Consider the following 20,106-nt stretch of genomic DNA (forward strand, 5'->3'; position numbering starts at 1 on the left):
TGCCATGGGCCGGGTTAGAGCAGAAAATCAGGATACTACACACTGAACGCGCCGGGCGGTGGTCTGGCGCTGTTCCTCATACAAGGCTGAATGCACCATGCGTCTTTCGCGCAGCTTCCTTCCTACCCTTAAGGAAAACCCGGCAGAGGCACAGATTGTCTCGCACAGGCTCATGCTGCGTGCGGGGCTTATCCGCCAGACAGCCTCTGGCATTTATGCCTGGCTGCCTGCCGGATTGCGGGTGCTGCGCAATATCAGCCAGATTGTGCGCGAGGAGCAGGATCGCATCAACGCACAGGAAGTGCTGATGCCAACCCTGCAGTCTGCCGATCTGTGGCGTCGTTCAGGCCGTTATGATGCCTACGGCCCCGAAATGCTGCGGATACAGGATCGTCACAAGCGCGAACTGCTGTATGGGCCGACCAATGAGGAAATGATTACCGACCTGTTCGGTCAGTCGGTCAAATCCTACAAGGATATGCCGCAGACACTGTACCATATCCAGTGGAAGTTCCGTGACGAAGTGCGGCCGCGGTTTGGGGTCATGCGTGGGCGTGAATTCCTGATGAAGGATGCCTACAGCTTTGATGTGGACTACACATCTGCAGTCGCAAGCTATCGTCGTATGATGCTGGCCTACCTGCGGACGTTCCAGCGGCTTGGGGTGCAGGCCGTGCCAATGCGGGCTGACACCGGACCGATTGGTGGGGATCTGAGCCACGAGTTCCTTATTCTTGCCCCCACCGGGGAAAGCGGCGTGTTTTACGATGCCGCCCTGGAAGAGCAGGATTGGCTGGACACACCCGTTGACACCGAGAGCAACGACGCGCTGGAAGCATTCTTTAACCGCGTAACTGCCCCTTATGCGGCCACAGATGAAATGCACGACACCCAGGCATGGGAAGCCGTGCCGGAAGACCGCCGACGTGAAGGGCGTGGCGTTGAGGTGGGGCATATTTTCTACTTTGGCACCAAATACACGCAGGCCATGGGGGTCACGGTCAGCGGGCCAGACGGCGCGCCTCTGCACCCGGAAATGGGGTCCTACGGGATTGGTGTTTCCCGCCTGGCCGGAGCGATTATTGAGGCCAGCCATGATGAAAACGGTATTATCTGGCCGGATTCCGTTGCGCCCTTCCGTGCGGCGATCCTGAACCTGAAAATGGGTGATGCCCAGTGCGATGCTCTGTGTGAAGAGCTGTACGCCGCAGCGCCCGAATATTTCCTGTATGATGACAGACCCGAGCGGGCAGGGGTGAAGTTTGCCGATGCTGACCTGATGGGTCACCCATGGCAGATTGTGGTCGGCCCGCGTGGTGCCAAGGAAGGCATTGTTGAACTCAAGCGCCGGGCAACGGGTGAGCGGTCTGAGGTGAGCGTTCAGGACGCCCTTACGCGCGTGCTGCAGAGTGATGATGGTGAGCGTGCTCCCACTAACGGGCAGAAATAAATGTTTGGTCCGTTTGAACGGGCAGTAGCAGGCCGATACCTCCGCGCAAGGCGGGGGGAGCGGTTTGTTTCTATTATAGCCATTTTCTCACTCATAGGCATTGCATTGGGGGTTGCGACCCTCATCATTGTCATGGCGGTGATGAATGGCTTTCAGGCGGACCTGATGGGCCGTATTCTGGGCCTGAATGGTGATATGACCATTTATGGCGCAGGGCGGACCATTTCGAGCTACGAGGACGTCGCCCGCAAAGTCCGCACAGTGCCGGGTGTTGTCAGCGCCACACCTATGATCGAAGGGCAGGTGCTGCTGAGTGCGGATGGATACAGTGCTGGCGGCATTGTCCATGGTCTGACGCCGGACGGTCTGAAAGACCTCAAAGCGGTCAGTTCCTCGATTATCGCAGGCTCTCTGGATCAGTTCCGGGGCGATGATGCCATTGTGGTTGGTGTTACTCTGGCGGAACACGCAGGGCTGTCGATCGGCTCAAAGGTGACCCTGGTATCGCCCGATGGTGCAGCCACGGCCTTTGGGACAGTCCCACGGGTGCGGACGTACCATGTCGTGGCGATTTTTGATGCCGGGGTTAACGACTATAATTCCGGGGTCGTCTTTCTGCCCATGCATGCGGCCCAAGTGTATTTTCAGATGCCGGAGCAGGTTACCCAACTGCTGGTCATGACGACCGATGCCGAGCATGTCCGGGCCGTAACGCTGGCCATTGTTCGCGCACTGGATGACCCTGGCTTGCGGGTCATGGACTGGACGCGGGCTAATAACGCCCTGTTTGGCGCGGTGCAGGTGGAACAGAACGTGATGTTCCTGATCCTGACCCTGATTATTCTTGTTGCGGCTTTCAATGTCATTTCGTCCCTGATCATGATGGTGAAGGACAAAACAGCAGATATTGCCGTTTTGCGTACCATTGGGGCCAGTCGTGGGGCCATCCTGCGTATTTTCCTGATGTGTGGGGCTTCGGTGGGCGTTACCGGCACTGTTGCGGGCACAGCGCTGGGTGTTGTGTTCTGCCTTAATATCGAGCGGATACGTCAACTCCTGCAAAAGCTGACGGGTACAAACCTGTTCAACCCCGAGGTGTATTATCTGGAGCACCTTCCGGCAAAGCTGGTCTGGGGGCAGGTGCTGGAAGTGATTGCCATGGCCCTGCTGCTGTCCCTTCTCGCCACGCTGTATCCCTCATGGCGTGCGGCCCGGACTGACCCTGTGGAGGCTTTGCGGCATGAGTGAGACTGTCGTGCTGGAACTGCGGAGTGTCAAAAAGACATATCGCAGCGGTGATGAGGCTCTGCTGCCTGTATTGCAGGGTGCTAACCTGCGACTGCATGCCGGGGAGATTGTAGCGCTGGTCGCGCCATCAGGCACCGGTAAGTCCACTCTCTTGCATCTGGCGGGTCTGCTGGACACCCCTGATGAAGGGGAGGTGACCATTTGCGGGCAGTCAACTCAAGGGCTGCCGGATTCCGGGCGCACGGCGCTGCGGCGAGACAGGATTGGCTTTGTCTATCAGTTCCACCATCTGCTGGGTGAATTCACAGCCAGAGAAAATGTGGTGCTGCCCCAGCTTATCAGGAATGTTCCCAAAGCCCGCGCACGGGCTGAGGCGGACCGGCTCTTAGGCATGTTCGGGCTTGGCCACCGTATTAACCATCTGCCGGGCAAGCTGTCTGGTGGAGAGCAGCAGCGTGTGGCCATAGCACGCGCGTTGGCAAATGGCCCTGCCGTGCTGCTGGCGGATGAGCCAACGGGCAATCTGGACGTGCAGACGGCCGATATCGTGTTTTCTCAACTGCTGGAGGCCGTGCGTCAGACCGGGCTGGCAGCACTTGTGGCCACACATAATGAGGAACTTCTGTCACGTATGGACAGGGTGCTGACATTACGTGACGGCCAGCTTGTCGCCCGCTAGGCGTGTGCTGGCCGTATCAGGTTTCAAAACCCGCGTAGAGCACCTTCAATAGACTGACGGACCCGCCAGGCGGTTGGTGGTGTCAGGCTGCTGTACCAGGTCGTCGGCTGGCCATGGCTGTTGATGAGGTATTTGAAGAAGTTCCAACGCGGGCGAGCCAAAAAGCCAAGGCGGGAATCCAGCCACTGAAAAAGAGGAATCGCCTGCGGGCCTTTAACATGGCTCCGGGCTGCCAGAGGGAAGGTGACGCCAAAGTTTTTCTGGCAGAAGCTGGCAATTTCCTCGGCTGAACCGGGTTCCTGCTCCCCAAAGTCGTTGCTTGGCACCCCGATCACAACCAGACCTGCTTTTTCATACTGTTCCCACAGGGCCTGTAACCCTTCGTATTGTGGGGTAAACCCGCAGCGGGATGCTGTGTTGACAACAAGCAGCGGTCTGCCCCGGTACGCGGCAAGGTCAATGCTGCCACCATCAAGCGCGGGCAGAATAAAATTATAAGCTGAATCCAAGGTGCTGTCCTTTTGCGACTTTTGTGGCAGGAAAGGCATCCTGTCTAGCGCAATGGAGCGTAAGGAGCGAGGGTTATGGATAGACGCCAAGGTGGAAGTCTGTTGCCCTGTTGCGGGTTCTTTTTCCAGACTTCCACCTGTTTTTGCGCGGCAAGATCGTGCTCTGATTATTGTTGTTCATTATATTGAACTCGATCCTGTATGTGGAATATGAAGAGAGACGCCCCTCCTGTCAACAAGGAAAACAATAAAAACATGTCCAAGCCACAGGATACGGTGCCAGCACTCCGTAAGGCCGTACGCATTCTTGACCTCGTCAAAGCATCCAGCCGCCCGCCACTGGCGGCCGATATTACGCGCCAGCTCGACCTGCCACGCAGTACGGCGCACGGGTTGTTGGCTGTCATGGTGGAACTGGGGCTTCTGGAAAAGACAGTGGCTCAGGGCTACAGGCTGGGCACACGCCTGCTGGGTTGGGCAGGTGGGGCGACCGAAAAGCGCGATCTGGTGAGTGAGTTTTATCATGAGCTTGAAAGCAATCCGGATCATGATGCCTTCACCATTACGCTCACCATGTTGGAAGGGGCGGAGGTTGTGTATCTGGCCTGCCGCAACAGTGCGACCGTGCTGGGGGCCAGCTTTAGGGTAGGCATGCGCCTGCCTGCCATTTTCACCGCAACAGGAAACGCCATGCTGGCCGGTATGACCGATGCCCAGTTTGATGAATGGCTGGCGTTGCACCCGGTCTCGCTCTGGCCCAAACCGTTAACCCCGAATGGGATATGCTCGGTCACAACCCTGGTGCGTGAAATTGCCGAGATCAGAGAGCGGGGCTACGCGGTGGATGATGAGCAGATCCATGACGGCTTGTGGTGCTTTGGCTCGGTTGTCAGGGACCATGCGGGCCAGGTAGTCGCTGGCGTGGGTGTGAGCCTGCCGCAGACCGAGCTTGGACGTTATGACATGCAAGCCCTGGGTGACAGGGCTGTGAGGCTGGCCCGTGCGGTTTCCTTCAGACTTGGGTATCGGGAGGTTGGTGGTCAGCAAGTGGCCTGACAAGGGGGCGGAATGGCAGGAACGGTAGGCTTGAAATGGTGCAGTGCTTTTGTGCTGCTGGGGCTACTGTGCGGGGTAGGCAGGGCGGCGGCCGATCCTTTGCCTCAGACTGCCGCCCGCTACGATGTTTTTGTGCATGGCCTGCGGGCTATGGTGCTTGATGCAGCGTATCGGAATGGCGATGGTCGTTACGCTGTAGCGGTGGAGGGGAAAACATCCGGCCTGGTGGGGCTGTTTTTGCCGGGTAACCTGCATTTACGTGGTGTTGGCACGTTTACACCCGCAGGGGCTGTCCAGCCTGCGCTTTATGACAGCGCGGGCCGCTCGCACCATCAGAACTGGCTGTTGGACATGGTGTACAAGGGGGCGCTGCCAGTGGTGCAGCGGCAACAGCCACCAGACCCTCAGCGTGAGGATGTGCCTGATCAAGCCCGGATGGGGGCCGTTGATCTCCTTGCCGTGTTCATGCAGCTTCTGTCACAGGTGGGGGCGACGCAGCGCTGCACAGATGCAACAAGCCGGATTTTTGATGGAGAACGCCTGAGTACCCTGAGCATCCACTCTGCTGGTTGGGGGCCACTTCCGGCTGGGTTTGTAGAAACCCGCGGCAAGGACAGTCTGAAGTGTGATTTTGTGTTCCAGCAGGTGCAGGGCTTCAAGCTGTCCTCAAAATCCACCGCTTTGCGCAAACCTCAGCCTGGGCATGTGTGGTTTCAAAACCTGCCGGGTGTTGGCATGGCTGTTGTCAGGCTGGAACTGGAACACCCAAAAATGGGTCATATTGTCCTGACCCTGAACGCTTTGCCGCAGCGCCGCGACTAGCGTTACGTAGTGGAAGTGCTTTTCTGGTTGCGTGGTGCGCGGGCTTGGTGTTCGAATACCAAGGTTATACTGCGTGCCATGAGGAGAAACAGAATGCCCCGCTATACAACGGGACTGCGCGTGTGTGGCGTGCTGTCGATGTTGGCGATCCTGCCATCGTGCGAGAGCACCAAAGAGATCATTACTCAAAAAGAGGATCATCTGACTGCCGCCGGTTTTGCTTACAAGCCTGCCAGCACGCCCAAATTGCAGGCCATGCTTGACCACCTGCCTGCCCATCGCTTTCTGCGCCGGGTGCATGGCACGTCAGTTTTCTATATTTATGCTGACCCGACTGTCTGTGACTGCCTGTATGTTGGCGATCAGGCTGCGTTTTCCAAGTATCAGCAATATCGGCAGGCCAAGGCTCTGGCCAATGAAGAAACCGATGCTGCTGTCATGGATTATCAGGACACCACATGGGATTGGAGCCCCTGGCAGCCGTGGGGGCCAGGCTGGTATGCGTGGAATCCGGGCTGGAACGCATGGGGCACTGGCCCTGGCATCGAAGTGGGCTGGTAAAACAGACCCAACTTTTCGGGTTGCATGAAAGCAACCCGGAGAGGCTGGCCGTTCCGCAGTGGGTATTGCGGAACGGCTTTTTTATAGGCGACTATTCAACTGTAACAGATTTGGCGAGGTTGCGTGGCTGGTCCACGTCCGTGCCTTTTAGCACGGCCACTTCATAAGCCAGCATCTGCACAGGAATGGCCTGTAAGATCGGGCTTACAAAATCATGCACATGCGGCAAGACAACGCTCTGCTCTGCAATTTTTGAAACCCGCTCCGCGCCTTCCGTATCGGTGAAGATCAACAGCCTGCCGCCACGGGCCTTAGCTTCCTGCAGGTTGGACAATGTCTTGTCAAAAAGGGCAGTGCTGGGCAGGGTCGCAACAATGGGCACCGAACGGTCGATGAGTGAAATCGGACCGTGCTTCATTTCACCCGCGGCATAGGCCTCGGCATGGATATAGGAAATTTCCTTAAGCTTCAGAGCACCTTCCATTGCAATGGGGAAGAGGCTGCCACGGCCCAGGTACAGCACATCGCGAGCTTCGGCCACGATTTTGGCCATGTTGCGAATGGCTTCGCCCTGTTTGAAAATTTCGGCTGTACGGCTCGGCAGGTCCAGAAGGGCAGAGACAAGCTCTTCTTCCTTCAACGGGTCCAGCACACCACGGCTGCGGGCTGTCGCAATGGCCAGACAGGCCAGAACAGTCAACTGCGCTGTAAAGGCTTTGGTAGAGGCAACAGAAATTTCAGGCCCGGCAACGGTGCCCAGCACAACATCGCTTTCGCGTGCCATGCTGCTGTGCTCAACGTTCAGAACGGACAGGATATGGACAGATTTTTCACGCAGGGCACGCAGTGCTGCCAGAGTATCTGCCGTTTCGCCTGATTGTGAAATCAGCAGCCCAAGGGAGCCGGGTGTTAGCGGCGGGTTGCGGTAGCGCATTTCGCTGGCGACATCGATATCAACCGGCAGGCGGGCCACTTCCTCCAACCAGTAGCGGCCAACCATGGCGGCATAAAAGGCCGAGCCACAGGCTGTCATGACAGCCCGCGGCACGGTTGCCAGATCAAACGGCAACTCGGGTAGGACAACTCGGCGCGTGGCCGGGTCGATCATGCGCTGGAGGGTCTGCCCGATCACCAGCGGGTGTTCGTGCAGTTCTTTTTCCATGTAGTGGCGATAGCCATCCTTGCCGATGGCACCGGCCGTCAGCGTTGTGCGCTGGACTGTGCGTTCCACAGGGGTACCATCAAAGGTCATGAAGTCAGCGCCCTGAGCGCTTAACAGCACGCAATCCCCGTTGTTCATGTAGGCAATACTCTGGGTCAGTGGTGCAAGAGCAAGGGAGTCGGAGCCAAGGAACATTTCCTGCTCCCCAAACCCGACCGCCAGAGGGGCATTGTGGCAGGCCCCGATAATCAGCCCGTCATGCCCGGCAAAGATCATGGCGACTGCGTAGGCACCCTCAAGGCGGCGGAGGGCCTGCAAGGCGGCATCCTTGGGCGGCAGGCCTTGCTGGAGGTGATAGTCAACCAGCAGGGCTATGGTTTCACTGTCGGTTTCGGTTTCGAAAACCTGCCCGACATTTTCCAGCTCTCGCCGCAGGGTCTCAAAATTTTCAATAATGCCGTTATGCACAATGGCCACCCGGCTGGTGCCATGGGGGTGGGCGTTGCAGGTTGTGGGCGCACCATGCGTGGCCCAGCGTGTGTGGCCAATCCCTGTCGTGCCGGTCAGGGGGGAGTTTTCAAGCAGGGCATGCAGGTTGTCCAGCTTGCCCGATGCACGCCTGCGCTCCACGCTGCCGTCAACAAGGGTTGCAATCCCTGCGGAATCATAGCCCCGGTATTCCAGCCGACGCAGGCCTTCAAAAACAACGGGGGCTGCCTGCCGTATGCCTACGGCGCCACAAATTCCGCACATCAGCTGTTTTCCTTTTTTGCCCGCCGGGCATCCTTGAAGCGTTTGCCGTAGCCGTCCCGGTTTTGCTGCCTGGCCCGACCAAAAGCCAGCGCATCTGCGGGGACATCGCTGGTAATCGTGCTGCCAGCGGCAACAAGCGCATTGTCCCCTATGGTCAGGGGGGAGACCAGAACAGAATCCGAGCCGATGAAGACATTGCTGCCAATATCTGTGTGGTATTTGAATGTGCCGTCGTAATTACACACGATCGTGCCCGCACCGATATTGGTCTGGGCTCCGACATCGGCATCTCCGACATAGGACAGGTGGTTGACCTTTGTGCCATCGCCAAGGGTTGCGTTTTTGAGTTCCACAAAATTACCAACTCTGGCATCTGGCCCCACCACTGTGCCGGGGCGTAGGCGCGCATAAGGGCCGATAATGGCCCCAGGCAGAACATCACAGCCTTCCAGATGGCTGAAAGCGCGGATGCTTGCCCCTTCATGCACCGTAACGCCGGGGCCGAAGATAACATGGGGTTCCACCACCACATCCGGGGCAAGGACGGTGTCGGTGCTTAAAAATACGGTCTCGGGGGCAACAAGGGTTGCGCCACCGTCCAGCGCTTTGGCGCGCAGGCGCTGCTGCAAGGCGGCCTCGGCCTGGGCGAGTTCTGCCCGGGAATTAACGCCGCGTAGTTCTTCTTCGGCAGCCTCAACCGCGCGGACATGAGCGTTTTCAGCCACAGCCAGGTCCACCACGTCGGTCAGGTAGAATTCACCCTTGGCGTTGTCATTGCCGACAGCATGGAGCCAACGGCGGAAATGACCGGCATCGGCACAGAGTACGCCTGCATTGCACAGGTCGATCGTCCGTTCCTCAGGGGTTGCGTCGGCCCATTCCACAATGCGGGTAACGGCACCATCTTCCGTCATGACCCGGCCATAACGACCGGGGTTGGCCGGGCGCATGGCCAGCAGCGCCAAACCAACATCAGGCTGGCGGCGCTCCTCCAGCAGGCGGGCCATGGTCTGGGCAGAAATGAGCGGGTTGTCGGCGTAGAGTACGGCGACATCACCCTCCCCAAACCAGTCTTCTGCCTGTAGGGCCGCATGGGCTGTGCCCAGCCGCTCGGTCTGGACAACAACAGGGAAGGGGGCTGCCAGTTGGGCGACATCCTCCATATCTGGCCCGACCACCACAACCAGCCTGTCAAAGACTTCGGCCGCATTGGCCAGCAGATGTGCCAGCATGGGTTGGCCAGCAATAGGCTGCATGGCCTTGGGGCGGGAGGATTTCATACGTGTGCCAAGCCCGGCGGCCAGAAGAACCGCCGTGGCAGGACGGGAGGGGGATAAGCCTGTCATATCCCCATGCGGTAAGGCACGCTCCGGCCTGTGTCAAATGTCTCGCGGTGGGTCTGGGGGCATGGCAGTATCATAAAGTTTTTCAGAAATTTACATGCAGGGGAGCAGGGGCATGGTGGCGCAGCGGCTGGCGGTTTTTGACATGGATGGAACCTTGCTGGATTCCTTGCCCGACCTGGCGGAGTGCTGCCGTAGCCTGCTTGCGCGCTACGCTCTACCGTTGCTGTCCGATAGTGATGTCCGGGGCATGGTAGGGCTGGGTGTGCAGGTGCTGGTACACCGCGCTCTGGCTGAATCCCGGAGGCGTTATGAAGAGCAGGAAGGGCGACCAGCGCCCGTACTGGTCACAGAGGCTGAGGCCGCAACAGAGTTTATGGCGCTCTATGCCCCCAGAGCGACACGCCTGTCCCGCCTGTTCCCTGGCACAGAGAAGACGCTTCAGACCTTGCGGGCGCAGGGGTGGCTGCTGGCCATTTGTACCAACAAGCCTGTCGCAGCGGCTAACAGTATTGTCGATGCTTTTGGTCTGAGCGGGCTTTTTACGGCAATCTGCGGAGGGGATAGTTTTGAAGGTCGCAAACCTGATCCACGGCATTTAACCGGGACAATAGATCAGGCTGGCGGGCAGATTGCACGCAGTGTCATGATTGGAGACATGGCTCCCGACTGGCAGGCGGCGGAGGCATCGGGCTGCCGTTTTCTTTATGCGGGCTGGGGCTATGGCCAGCAGGGGCCAGCAGGGGGTGGCGCAGTCGCTGATGCTATGGCCAATGTCCCGGCAAGCCTGAACATGCTTCTGCCAGCGACGTGAAAGACGGCTGTGGAGGGGCAGGTTCAGGCAGGCGGGAAATTTTGGGTTCTGGCAATATCTTCTGCCAACAGGACGTCGGAGGGCTTGTCCACATCCACCGCAGCCCGACCATCGGATAAGGGCACAAGCTGTGCTCTGGCCCCGGTGCGAGCAAAAATATGTTTGTAGAGTGCTTTGGAGCTTAACAGACCCAGCACAGCACGCAGCAGCACACCAGGCCCGAGCGTCCAGGCGACACGCAGGGGGCGCTTGCGGTTTTTTTCAACAGAACACCAGAGCGACGCGACGCGGGCAGAAACGGGTGTGCGGAAAAGAAAGAGGTTACAGCCGGAAAAAACCATGTCCGTCAGGCGGATATAGGTCCGCTTGGTGTTGGGCACAGCCTGACGGATCGCACTTTCAAGCGCCACAGCGGCGGCAATGTCACGATCGGGTGCAATAGTTTGCAGAAACTCCTCAACCCATGCGGGTTGTAGCAGGGCATTGTCCGCAGTGGTGACAAGCAGGGGTGTGCCAAACTGTTCCAGACCGGCTAGCACGCTGGCGCTGGGGCCATCGGCCTGTGCGGGCAGGACCAGCACATCGGCGGGTAGAATGCACGCCAGCGAATCGGGGTTGGAGGCGCAGACAACAATACGGCCGACTGCGGGAACAGCCTTGAGGCAGGTAACCACACGCAGCAGCATGGGAACACCCGCGATGGGGAGGAGTGCTTTGTGGGCAACGCCCCCCGCAACCGCTACGGGGTCTGGGGTGCCGGGCCGCTCACCTGCCAGCACCAGGGCGGTTAAGCCCTGCGGATGGGCGGGAGTATTCACGCCGGACGGCGGCTATCGGGGCGGGCACCATCGGGGCGGTCACGCGGGGGGGCCCCTGTCAGGCGCATCACCCACGGGTAACGGTCTGCGGCTTTGAGGTCGTAACCGAGGTTGAACACCGTGGGGCTGCGCGGACGGGCTTTGGCATCAGCGTAGTAGGACCCAAAAACACGGTCCACGACAAAGCTTGTAATGCCGTAATTGCCATCTTCATCATGGAAGTGGTGCAGGACATGCCGGGCTTTCATGCGCTGGATCCAGGCCGAGCGGGGCTTGTAGTTCAGATGCTGGATGCAGTGAAAAAACTCGTAGATGCAGGTAATGGTAATGCCCGTGCAAACCCCGGTGAAGGCTGCCCCGATACCACCGATCAGATACCCGATAGGTGCTGTGATAAGGATGATGGTGGGTAGTGTCGTTGCGGGCGACCCAAACAGGACATCCAGCAAGTGCGGGTCCTGATGATGGTCAAAGTGGATGCGCTTCCAGAGGGAGGATGTCCATTTGTTCTTGTACAGCAGGTGTCCGTGCAGCACGTAACGGTGCAGCAGATACCAGGCCAGCGGATACACTACGATCACGGCCAGAGCAGTCAGCAGGGTTACTGTCCAACCTGCGAAGAAGAGGCACACCCCGATAAAGCTTGCGGCAATCAGCGCAAAATACAGCAAGATCGTAGGGTAGGTCAGATAGGCCACCCAGAGCTGCTGAAGGTTCATTTTGCCGAGGTCAAAACTGCGACCAGTCTTAAGGGAGGCGTTATTTAGTGTTCCACTCATCGTGTTTTATTCCTCAGGAGCACGCTCAGGCCTCCCCGCGTAAAAGTAACCAGTCCGGTGAGTGTCACGACCGGAGGGGGAAGAAACCCTGAAATGCCCGTGGTTCCTAACAGGCCATACATCAGGATGGAGGGTAGCCTGACCGCACACGCTCAGCCTGTTACCCGCATCGTATATCCGCTTGGGCAGGAATATAGGTTGCCAGCATGGCAAGCAACAGGAGAACGTGTGGCAAAAGTGAGCACCGTGGCTTGGACGGCAGCTTCTCGGCCATGGTGAAAGGGGGCCGCAGAGAAGAAAGCGGCACGAAGAAAGTCGGATGCGACACTAAGTGCATAACACTCATGTATGGGATGCATACTCTCTGACAACCCATCTGCCTGCATGATGGCGCAGGCGGACGGGCTGCGACTCTTGGGTGGCTTTTCTGTCAGCCGTCGGAGGCTTCTGGCCGAGGTCTTGTGAAAATATGGGAGCTTCCGTGTGCGTGCATCTGGCCATTGGCAGCCAGAGCCCGCCTTTGCACTGTAATCCTCCAGCTTTTGGTTTGCGGCTCAATGTCGATGCAGTTCCATCCCGCAGCTTTTTCAGGACTGTCCGGGATATGAGATGCAGAGGTTGTGCCGATAACGGGAATATCTGTCCCCGGGATGGTTGTTGTTGTTGCCCGGTGGGAATGTCCATGCAGCACAAGCTCAGCCCCGGTATTGCGCAGCACATCCTGCAGGGCTTCCAGGTCGGTCAACGCCTTTCTGTCCTGCACCATGTGGCGGAGGGGCGGGTGGTGCAGCAGCACGACACGGCACAGGCCTGCGGCCCTTGTTGTCTCAAGGCAGTCTGCCAGTCGACTGAGCTGGAGCAGGCCTGTGCGGCCCGTTGCAAAAAACGGGAGCGATGGCACAGCCGTATTCAGCCCGATCAGGGCAACGCCTTTGTCCACCAGCAGGGGCGGATGGTTCTGGCTGGTGTCCTGGTGCAGCCAGGGGGCCCAGATTTCTTCTTTTGCGGCACTGCTTTCGCGCACGACAGCTTCGTGGTTGCCGGGCACAAGCAGGGTCGGGGGTAGGTTTTGGTCCTGTAGCCAACGGCGGGCCTGAAGGAACTCTGACAGCAGCCCGAGGTTAGTGAGGTCACCTGTCAGAGCGACAAGGTCGGGATGGGTGCTATGAATGTCGCGCATGACTGCGCAAAGAGGGGCCCATTTGTGCAGCTGCCGACGGTTCAGCCCCCATGACAGCAGGCTGAGGATGCGTTTGAAGCGGACCTCGCGCAAATGGGGTAAGGCTGGGAGTGGAAGATGAGGGTCTGAGAAATGAGCAAGCCGGAGACAGGACAAAAGAACACTCCCTTCCGCAGTGGGCAGTATGGCGTATCAGAACTGCGATGAAGTATCGATATGTGACAATTTTATGAGGTCTGCGTATATCAGCGAATCAGTGTCGGAGCGAATATCCGGCATATACACACCCAGCAGCCAAGGCAGCCTAGTGTCGGATCGTTTTGCACTTATCCATAATCCGCGTAGCCGTCGCAATCTTAAGGTCGACGCACAGTATATGGATATGCTTGCCGCTATGCCGGACCATGTCCTCCATATTCCCCAGACTCACGACGATCTGCAACGCACGCTCGATGCGCTGGCGCGCGATCCGGTGGCCTGTCTTGTGGTGGATGGTGGCGATGGCACCGTATGCAGTGTGCTCAGCGCACTGAATGCATCGGCCTGGCCACGAGATTCGTGGCCCCTCATCGTTGTGCTGCCATCCGGCAACACCAATCTGATTGCATCGGATGTCGGCTTTGCAAGCCGGGGGGTCAAAGCGCTTGATCTTGTGCAGGACCGTTTGCGCGCATGGCGTGCGGGAACAGCTAAGGTGAGCGTGCGTCGGCCGCTGCTTGTGTCCTGCCAGCAGGACAAGGGGCGGGATCTGTTGGGCTTTTTTGGTGGCTTTGGGGCGTTTACCCACGGGGTCGGCATTGCCCACCAGCCGACCATTCTTTCCCACTGTTCCCACGACGCCGCAGTGTTGGTGACATTGCTGGTGGCTTTTGCCCAGATGCTCAGCCCGACACGGCGGCAAAGCTGGCTTGAAGGGGTGGAAGCCCTGATCAGTGCCGATGGCGTCACCAGCCTTGGGCGGTCCCATTTTATGCTGCTGTGCACGGCGCTGCATAGCTTGCCCCATGGAGTCTGGCCGTTCTGGAGCAAGAATGGTGTTGCGCACAAAGGGGTCAGTTACCTTGATGTTGCAGCCATGCCCGAGCGTCTGTTCGCAGCATGCTGGCATCTTTTGCGTGGGCGCGTGCCTGAGTGGCTCCGCCGCTCGTCGGCTTATAAAAGTGGCAATGCGGAAATTTTGACTGTTTGCACCAACCAACCCTTCGTTCTGGATGGTGAGATTATCCAGCCTGCCGAGAATGACTGCCTGACTGTCAAAGCCGGGCCTGAAGTCTCTTTCCTGCGGGTATGATGGCACAGACCTCGCACTCCCAAACGACGTCTGGTGCGCAAGCTTATGCCGCAGTTGCTCAATGGGTGTCGCAGGAGCTCCAGCAACCGGTACAGCCTGATATTACAGCATTTGTCAGGCAGATTTTGAACAGCGCCAACCCATTAGGCGTGTTGTTCTACGGTTCAGGACTTCGCGGAGGGGTGGATGCGGACACCCTGTTGGATTTCTATATTGTTGTGGACAAACAACGGGATTGGCCCAGATCGTGGCTATCTGCCGCATGCAATGCGCTGCTGCCCCCGAATGTTGAATATCATGAGTATCAGCAGGGCACGCACACCATGCGTGCCAAAGTGGCTGTTCTTTCTCTGGCACAGTTCAGGCAACTGACAGGCCAGCAGACCTACGATACCACAGTATGGGCGCGCTTTTCCCAGCCAGCGCGGCTGGTCTGGGTCAGGAACGAGGCGGCTGCTCAGGCTGTCAGCGCGTGTGTTGCCCGGGCCTGTGTGACAGCGGCCCGGTGGGCGGCTCTATTAGGTCCACAGCAAGGGCAGGCTCGTAGATTCTGGGACACACTCTATCGTCAGACCTATGGTGCAGAACTGCGGGTAGAACGGCAGGGAAGACCGCAAAGCCTCGTTGAGAAAGACCCAGGCCGGTACGAAAGCCTGCTACTGCCATGTTGGCAGGCGGCAGGGATCGACTGGTCCGCTCAGGGTGATGTTATCAGCCCAGCCCTGAGCGTGAGTGACCGTGCAAAAGGGCAGAAACGCTGGGCGTTGTGTAAAGCCCTGGGGCGGCCCCTTAACATGATACGGCTGTTAAAAGCGGCCTACACATTTACAGGTGCAGCCCGTTATGCAGCATGGAAAGTACAGCGGCATAGTGGGCTGGAAATAACGGTAACACCGTTTGCGGAAAAACATCCGCTGCTGGCCGCGCCGCCAGTGCTTTGGTCACTGTGGCGGCGCGGAGCATTCACACGGCATTAGCGTGCGCCGTGGACACCTGCTTTGGTGGCGGCCTGGCGGAAAATCTCAACAGCCTTATCAATCTGCTGCGCTGTGTGCGTTGCCATGACAGAGCAGCGCAGCAGGGGGCGTGAATCCGGCGTTGCAGGCGGCAGGCTCAGGTTGACGTAAACCCCAAGGTCCAGCAGGTAATTCCACATGGGAATGGCCTGTTCCTCGGTTTCCAGCGTAACCGCAATGACCGGGCTGACCTGCTTGCTGGCATTCAGGCCGATTTTGACAAAACCGGCATGCAGCCGTGCGGCATTATCCATCAACTGCGTGCGCAGTTCAGGATGGGCCTGCATGTCTTCCAAAGCGGCTGTCGTTGCTGCAATAATTTCCGGCGGCAAGGAGGCTGTAAACATGTAGGGACGGCAGTTAAGCCGCAGCAGTTCCAGCTCCGGATGGTCAGAGACGCAGTAGCCACCTACCGTGCCAAGGCTTTTGGAGAACGTGCCAACAACAAAATCGACATCCTGCTCCACGCCTGCGGCCTCTGCCGCACCCCGGCCGTTGTCACCCAGAACACCGAAGGAATGGGCTTCATCGACTAGCAGGTAAGAGCCGGTTTCCTTTTTGACGGCAACAAACTCAGCCACAGGGGCTACGTTGCCTGTCATGGAATAAATACCTTCCACAACAATCAGTTTGGCTCGGTCCGGGGCATCCAGCCTGCGGATACGCTTGTACAGGTCGTCCGGGTCATTATGCCTGAAGCGGATAACCTGTGCGGCACTCAGGCGGCTGCCATCGTAAATGCTGGCATGGCTGTCAGCGTCAAGGATCAGGTAGTCATCCTTGCCTGCCAGAGCCGAGATCATGCCAAGGTTGGCTTGGTACCCGGTGGAAAATACCATGGCATCACGCCGCCCGAAAAAGCGGGCAATCTGGCCTTCAAGCTGCCGGTGCAGGGACTGGGTGCCATTGGCAATGCGCGAGCCTGTCGTGCCAACACCACAGGCGGCGGCGGCATCCTGCGCGGCCTTGATCGCACGCGGGGACTGGCTGAGGCCAAGGTAGTTATTGGTGCCAAACAGCAGGGTTTCCCGGCCCTCGATCACACCAACGGTGGAGGAAACCGGCTTTTCGATAATGACCGAGAAGGGGTTGCGACCACCTGCGGCCACAACCGAACCGAGAGCACTGGCAATGCCTTCGTATTTGGAAAACAGTGAGGCCATGCGGTCTTACCCTCGGTTTTTCAGATCGACGATGCAGGAGGCAAGATCATTGATCGTGCGGATATCAGCCAGCTTGTCCAGCGGGACAGAAACATCGAGGCTGTCTTCCACTTCCATGACAAAATTCATGACCGCCAGAGAATCAAAGGCAAGGTCTTCCATGATCTTGCAGTTGCCATCGATGTTCCGGGGAACCTTCGGGTTGGCGAGCAGCTTTTGGATGATCAGCGCGGAAACGCCTTCAACGGTTTCGCTCATGTCGGATCTTTCATTTCTGTCAGGCATCAAGGCACATCAGGTCTTTGCCCATTTAAAGACGCCTTATGGGAGAAAAAAGCTGGTTTGACCAGCCTTCCTCCCATCAGGTCACGGGTGCTTTGGCACCGTGTGTCAGGCTACTTCCTGTTCCTGCGTGAACAGGCCGTTCAGGTACATGGCGCGTGCCTTGGCCCGTGTCAGTTTGCCAGAGGATGTCTGGGGCAGTGTGTGGGGCGGGACCAGCACGACAGACACCTCAACCCCATGTAACCGGCGGAAGAGGCTGACAGCCTCGGCCCGCAGGTTTTCACGCACAACCGGGTCGGAGGCACGGCACTGGATCAGTGCCACAACCTCTTCATGGTCACCTGTCTCAAGCGAGAACACAGCAACATCACGGCTGCGCAGGGCAGGGATATGGGTTTCAGCCGACCATTCCAGATCCTGCGGCCAGATATTGCGACCGTTGATGATGATAAGGTCTTTGGCACGCCCGGTTACAACAACCTGGCCATCCAGCATGTAACCAAGGTCACCCGTGTCCAGCCAGCCATTGCTGTCCAGAACCTTGCTGGTTTCCTCATCCATGCGGAAATAGCCGTTCATCAGGCTGGGGCCGCGCACATAGATGGTGCCGATTTCACGGTCCTTCAGGGGGGTGCCCATCGGGTCACGCACTTCCAGACCATGGCCGGGCAGCACCTTGCCACATAGGACAAAGGTACGGCTGAGGGTGTCCGGTGTTGCCGGTGGGCGCGCAATACCCTGCTTTTCCAGGTAGGGCAGGTCCACTGTGTCGGTTTCAATCCCGCTGTTCAGCGGCACAAAGCTGATAGCTAGTGTTGCTTCCGCCATGCCGTAGCTTGCGACAAACGCTTTGGCATCAAAACCTGCGGCAGCAAACTGCTGGGCAAATTCTGCCAGAATATGCGGGCGGATCATGTCGCCACCAATGCCTGCAACCCGCCAGCAGGACAGGTCAATGCCAGGGGCGGCGGGGCGGCGGGCGCACAGCTCGTAGCCAAAGGAGGGGCTGTAAGCGATCGTACCACGGTTACGGCTGATAAGGTCGAGCCAGACATGCGGGCGGCGCGCAAACTCGCGCGTGGGCAGCAGGTCCACCGTCAACTGGCAGGTCATGGGGGTCAGGAAGAAGCCTACAAGACCCATGTCATGGTAGAGGGGCAGCCATGACACACAACGGTCACCCGTTTCCTTCACCTGCAGGCCGTCATGGGCAATTGCAGCCACATTAGCCATACCAGACTGATGGCTGACACAGACCCCCATGGGGAAGCGAGTGCTACCGGACGAGAACTGAAGGTAGGACAGTGCTTCAGGCTTGATTGCAGGCAAGGGCATGTCAGGGGCAGGGCGGGCCATCAGCTCTGTGGGGGAGCCCGCAAAGACAAGCCCAAGGCCGCTGACAATCTCGTCCGTCCAGCCTTCGATAATGGCGGGGATCACCACCGCACTGGCCTGCGCGCTTTTGATCATGCCGCGCAGGGTCGTCAGATAGGCATCCTTGCCGCCAAAAGCGACCGGTAGTGGCAGCGGCGCGGCAACAAGCCCGGCATACTGGCAGCCAAAGAAGATACGCGCGAAGTCGCCATCGCTTTCGGCCACAATCGCTACGCGGTCTCCAGCCTGCAGGCCCATGCCCAGCAGGCGTCGGGCTGTTTCCATGGCCTGGGTACGCAGGACGCTATAGGGCAGGGCTTCCAGCAGGACACCCTTGCCGGAGTAGATGTTAAAGCCGGCAGTACCCTGTGCTGCGTAGTCTAGCGCCTCGGGGAATGATGCAAAATCTCCATAACGGCGCAGCTGACCAGACGCGGTCGAAACCGGCTGGAGAATCTCTTCCATCGAGGGTGCAGAGGTGGTCGTCATAATGTTCATCAACTGGCCATCTGAAGAAAATCAACAATCGCGTCGGCGCCAACCGGCGCAGTAGGTTCGTCCCCCGTCAGGCCGAACGTGTCGCGTATATAGTGTTTTTGGAGATTTATGAAAGCATCATGAGAGAGGAATGCTTCCTCAATGTCATCTTCCAGTGTGTTTACCGTGTTCCGTACAGGCCCCAAGGCCCAGAAACGATAATCATCATTGTCTTTCCAACTGACGTCATGAGTGTTCAGGAACAGGCAGGCGCGGGGGCGGGTCAGAAACTCGGCCACCTGAGAGCTCACATCCCCCAGATAAAGGTCAGCAGCGGAGGTATAGGTCATATCAATGCTGCGCGTGCTACCGGGGTCAATGAGGATATGCGGGTGGTCACGAAACGCTCTTACAAGCTGGCGTGCTTCAGCCCGACGACTATCGAAGAGCCTGTAGTGCGGTGCAAAGATCAGGTTGTAGCGGTCCTGGTTGACGAAGTGGTTGAGAACATTGAGTCCCAAGCGCGGCCAAGAGGAAAGCCGAGGGTCGAAATGCGGGTTGTAGAGGACAATCGGCTTGTCATTGGCAAAGAGTTTCGGCTGGGCGTCTCGCATACGCCGGACCATGTCGAACTTGGCGTAAACACCTGTATGGTAGTGGCCGGGACGGATTGCCCCATGCGCAAGCAGGCGCTGCTCCAGTTTGCGTCCAGCCATCAGAACGTAATCAAAAATATTGGCGTCATGGGCAAATCCTATGGCGCGGTCGCCAGCCCCATGACGCGTCCAGATCAGCCTGGGATCGTGCACGCCTAGGCTACGTAAATAGGCTGAGGTTCGTTCCGGAACCACAATACCTTGAAATGTAGAGAAATATTTTTTGTTAAAAAACAGGCTCGCCAGTCGGGAAAAAGGGGTCTGTCCGTATCGCTCAACATGGGAGCGTAAAAAGAGCGGCAGGTGCAGCAGGCTGAAGTGCACTTTCGATTCTGGATAATAGGACGCCAACCGCCGAACGTAATTGAGGTGCTCCTGCGTCGTGCAGGCCAGATGCACATCGGTGTTTGGATGCCTGCGGGCAATTTCCATCGCGATGGGGAGGGAGTGCGGGGTTTGGTGTGGCTGACCTATATAAGGAAACAGAATACGCATCATTCACAATGACAACCTTATTCGCTGGGGCCAGTATCCCACGTGGGATGGACCAGAAAACACGACGCCATTCGGCAGGCTTGGGCATTCCAAGCCGCTTTATGTGCCAATAGAAATTGCCTTCCACACGATATAGTCAAGGTTTAGCCTGTATTTCAGGCCCGCTGGACGGACC

General features: G+C 58.1%; 19 protein-coding genes. 9 read left to right on the top strand and 10 right to left on the bottom strand.

Annotation, left to right across the window (positions count from 1 at the left end; translation table 11 throughout):
• Window positions 1-97 precede the first annotated feature (97 nt).
• The 3 genes from proS to FLP30_RS10465 are packed head-to-tail and all read left to right on the top strand — an operon-like array spanning window position 98 to window position 3,377.
• Window positions 98-1,450, top strand: coding sequence for a proline--tRNA ligase (gene proS / locus FLP30_RS10455; RefSeq protein WP_149279775.1), 1,353 nt, complete (start codon window positions 98-100; stop codon window positions 1,448-1,450).
• The gene (locus tag FLP30_RS10460) at window positions 1,451-2,698 is read left to right on the top strand and encodes a lipoprotein-releasing ABC transporter permease subunit (RefSeq protein ID WP_149279776.1); all 1,248 of its coding nucleotides are present in this window, start codon (window positions 1,451-1,453) and stop codon (window positions 2,696-2,698) included.
• The gene (locus FLP30_RS10465; protein ID WP_149279777.1) at window positions 2,691-3,377 is read left to right on the top strand and encodes an ABC transporter ATP-binding protein; all 687 of its coding nucleotides are present in this window, start codon (window positions 2,691-2,693) and stop codon (window positions 3,375-3,377) included. Before FLP30_RS10460 ends, FLP30_RS10465 begins: the two co-directional genes overlap by 8 nt.
• A gap of 23 nt (window positions 3,378-3,400) precedes the next feature.
• On the opposite strand, the gene FLP30_RS10470 is transcribed toward FLP30_RS10465, so the two are convergent.
• Window positions 3,401-3,925 carry a glutathione peroxidase gene (locus FLP30_RS10470; RefSeq protein ID WP_210419359.1) on the bottom strand — a complete coding sequence of 175 codons (525 nt, stop codon included), beginning with the start codon at window positions 3,923-3,925 and terminating at the stop codon, window positions 3,401-3,403.
• A gap of 216 nt (window positions 3,926-4,141) precedes the next feature.
• On the opposite strand from FLP30_RS10470, the gene FLP30_RS10475 reads away from it, so the two are divergent.
• The 3 genes from FLP30_RS10475 to FLP30_RS10485 all read left to right on the top strand — a co-directional run bounded on the left by FLP30_RS10475 (window position 4,142) and on the right by FLP30_RS10485 (window position 6,325).
• Entirely contained in the window at window positions 4,142-4,942 is an 801-nt protein-coding gene (locus tag FLP30_RS10475) for an IclR family transcriptional regulator (RefSeq protein WP_149279779.1), read from the top strand.
• A 30-nt stretch (window positions 4,943-4,972) separates the two neighbouring features.
• A complete protein-coding gene (locus FLP30_RS10480) occupies window positions 4,973-5,764 on the top strand; it encodes a DUF3108 domain-containing protein (RefSeq protein ID WP_168200087.1) in 792 nt (263 codons plus the stop codon).
• A gap of 93 nt (window positions 5,765-5,857) precedes the next feature.
• The gene (locus tag FLP30_RS10485) at window positions 5,858-6,325 is read left to right on the top strand and encodes a hypothetical protein (protein ID WP_149279781.1); all 468 of its coding nucleotides are present in this window, start codon (window positions 5,858-5,860) and stop codon (window positions 6,323-6,325) included.
• Window positions 6,326-6,416: 91 nt separating this feature from the next.
• On the opposite strand, the gene glmS is transcribed toward FLP30_RS10485, so the two are convergent.
• Window positions 6,417-8,240, bottom strand: a complete 1,824-nt coding sequence (glmS, locus tag FLP30_RS10490) for a glutamine--fructose-6-phosphate transaminase (isomerizing) (RefSeq protein WP_149279782.1) — start codon at window positions 8,238-8,240, stop codon at window positions 6,417-6,419.
• A complete protein-coding gene (gene glmU / locus FLP30_RS10495) occupies window positions 8,240-9,586 on the bottom strand; it encodes a bifunctional UDP-N-acetylglucosamine diphosphorylase/glucosamine-1-phosphate N-acetyltransferase GlmU (RefSeq protein WP_149279783.1) in 1,347 nt (448 codons plus the stop codon). The genes glmS and glmU overlap by 1 nt, the downstream gene beginning before the upstream one ends.
• Before the next feature lie 112 nt (window positions 9,587-9,698).
• Between glmU and FLP30_RS10500 the strand changes: the two genes are divergently transcribed.
• The gene (locus FLP30_RS10500) at window positions 9,699-10,397 is read left to right on the top strand and encodes an HAD hydrolase-like protein (protein ID WP_149280339.1); all 699 of its coding nucleotides are present in this window, start codon (window positions 9,699-9,701) and stop codon (window positions 10,395-10,397) included.
• 23 nt (window positions 10,398-10,420) lie between these two features.
• Here FLP30_RS10500 and FLP30_RS10505 read toward each other — a convergent pair whose 3' ends face one another.
• From FLP30_RS10505 to FLP30_RS10515, 3 genes are all read right to left on the bottom strand, one after another.
• Entirely contained in the window at window positions 10,421-11,215 is a 795-nt protein-coding gene (locus tag FLP30_RS10505; protein ID WP_149279784.1) for a nucleotidyltransferase family protein, read from the bottom strand.
• Window positions 11,212-11,994 (bottom strand): sterol desaturase family protein, encoded by a 783-nt coding sequence (locus FLP30_RS10510; RefSeq protein WP_149279785.1) that lies wholly within the window; start codon window positions 11,992-11,994, stop codon window positions 11,212-11,214. The genes FLP30_RS10505 and FLP30_RS10510 overlap by 4 nt, the downstream gene beginning before the upstream one ends.
• Window positions 11,995-12,424: 430 nt before the next feature.
• Window positions 12,425-13,330 (bottom strand): metallophosphoesterase family protein, encoded by a 906-nt coding sequence (locus FLP30_RS10515; RefSeq protein ID WP_246856500.1) that lies wholly within the window; start codon window positions 13,328-13,330, stop codon window positions 12,425-12,427.
• 151 nt (window positions 13,331-13,481) lie between these two features.
• On the opposite strand from FLP30_RS10515, the gene FLP30_RS10520 reads away from it, so the two are divergent.
• Together FLP30_RS10520 and FLP30_RS10525 are read left to right on the top strand one after the other, a co-directional pair.
• Window positions 13,482-14,465, top strand: a complete 984-nt coding sequence (locus FLP30_RS10520; RefSeq protein WP_149279787.1) for a diacylglycerol/lipid kinase family protein — start codon at window positions 13,482-13,484, stop codon at window positions 14,463-14,465.
• Window positions 14,462-15,442, top strand: coding sequence for a hypothetical protein (locus FLP30_RS10525; protein ID WP_149279788.1), 981 nt, complete (start codon window positions 14,462-14,464; stop codon window positions 15,440-15,442). Before FLP30_RS10520 ends, FLP30_RS10525 begins: the two co-directional genes overlap by 4 nt.
• On the opposite strand, the gene spt is transcribed toward FLP30_RS10525, so the two are convergent.
• The 4 genes from spt to FLP30_RS10545 form a co-directional block, all read right to left on the bottom strand.
• The gene (gene spt, locus FLP30_RS10530; protein WP_149279789.1) at window positions 15,439-16,644 is read right to left on the bottom strand and encodes a serine palmitoyltransferase; all 1,206 of its coding nucleotides are present in this window, start codon (window positions 16,642-16,644) and stop codon (window positions 15,439-15,441) included. The two genes, FLP30_RS10525 and spt, sit on opposite strands and share 4 nt — an antisense overlap.
• 6 nt (window positions 16,645-16,650) lie before the next feature.
• Window positions 16,651-16,902 (bottom strand): acyl carrier protein, encoded by a 252-nt coding sequence (locus FLP30_RS10535; protein WP_149279790.1) that lies wholly within the window; start codon window positions 16,900-16,902, stop codon window positions 16,651-16,653.
• Window positions 16,903-17,034: 132 nt separating this feature from the next.
• A complete protein-coding gene (locus FLP30_RS10540; protein WP_408834544.1) occupies window positions 17,035-18,801 on the bottom strand; it encodes a fatty acyl-AMP ligase in 1,767 nt (588 codons plus the stop codon).
• The gene (locus FLP30_RS10545; protein ID WP_149280341.1) at window positions 18,801-19,931 is read right to left on the bottom strand and encodes a sensor domain-containing protein; all 1,131 of its coding nucleotides are present in this window, start codon (window positions 19,929-19,931) and stop codon (window positions 18,801-18,803) included. Before FLP30_RS10545 ends, FLP30_RS10540 begins: the two co-directional genes overlap by 1 nt.
• Between the last annotated feature and the right edge of the window lie 175 nt (window positions 19,932-20,106).

This window comes from Acetobacter vaccinii (assembly GCF_008365315.1).
Taxonomy (GTDB): domain Bacteria; phylum Pseudomonadota; class Alphaproteobacteria; order Acetobacterales; family Acetobacteraceae; genus Acetobacter; species Acetobacter vaccinii.

Coding starts and splice junctions, on each gene's coding strand:
- proS (WP_149279775.1), top strand. CDS start 98: ATGCGTCTTTCGCGCAGCTTCCTTCCTACCCTTAAGGAAAACCCGGCA.
- FLP30_RS10460 (WP_149279776.1), top strand. CDS start 1,451: ATGTTTGGTCCGTTTGAACGGGCAGTAGCAGGCCGATACCTCCGCGCA.
- FLP30_RS10465 (WP_149279777.1), top strand. CDS start 2,691: ATGAGTGAGACTGTCGTGCTGGAACTGCGGAGTGTCAAAAAGACATAT.
- FLP30_RS10470 (WP_210419359.1), bottom strand. CDS start 3,925: ATGCCTTTCCTGCCACAAAAGTCGCAAAAGGACAGCACCTTGGATTCA.
- FLP30_RS10475 (WP_149279779.1), top strand. CDS start 4,142: ATGTCCAAGCCACAGGATACGGTGCCAGCACTCCGTAAGGCCGTACGC.
- FLP30_RS10485 (WP_149279781.1), top strand. CDS start 5,858: ATGCCCCGCTATACAACGGGACTGCGCGTGTGTGGCGTGCTGTCGATG.
- glmS (WP_149279782.1), bottom strand. CDS start 8,240: ATGTGCGGAATTTGTGGCGCCGTAGGCATACGGCAGGCAGCCCCCGTT.
- glmU (WP_149279783.1), bottom strand. CDS start 9,586: ATGACAGGCTTATCCCCCTCCCGTCCTGCCACGGCGGTTCTTCTGGCC.
- FLP30_RS10500 (WP_149280339.1), top strand. CDS start 9,699: ATGGTGGCGCAGCGGCTGGCGGTTTTTGACATGGATGGAACCTTGCTG.
- FLP30_RS10510 (WP_149279785.1), bottom strand. CDS start 11,994: ATGAGTGGAACACTAAATAACGCCTCCCTTAAGACTGGTCGCAGTTTT.
- FLP30_RS10525 (WP_149279788.1), top strand. CDS start 14,462: ATGATGGCACAGACCTCGCACTCCCAAACGACGTCTGGTGCGCAAGCT.
- spt (WP_149279789.1), bottom strand. CDS start 16,644: ATGGCCTCACTGTTTTCCAAATACGAAGGCATTGCCAGTGCTCTCGGT.
- FLP30_RS10535 (WP_149279790.1), bottom strand. CDS start 16,902: ATGAGCGAAACCGTTGAAGGCGTTTCCGCGCTGATCATCCAAAAGCTG.
- FLP30_RS10540 (WP_408834544.1), bottom strand. CDS start 18,801: ATGAACATTATGACGACCACCTCTGCACCCTCGATGGAAGAGATTCTC.
- FLP30_RS10545 (WP_149280341.1), bottom strand. CDS start 19,931: ATGCGTATTCTGTTTCCTTATATAGGTCAGCCACACCAAACCCCGCAC.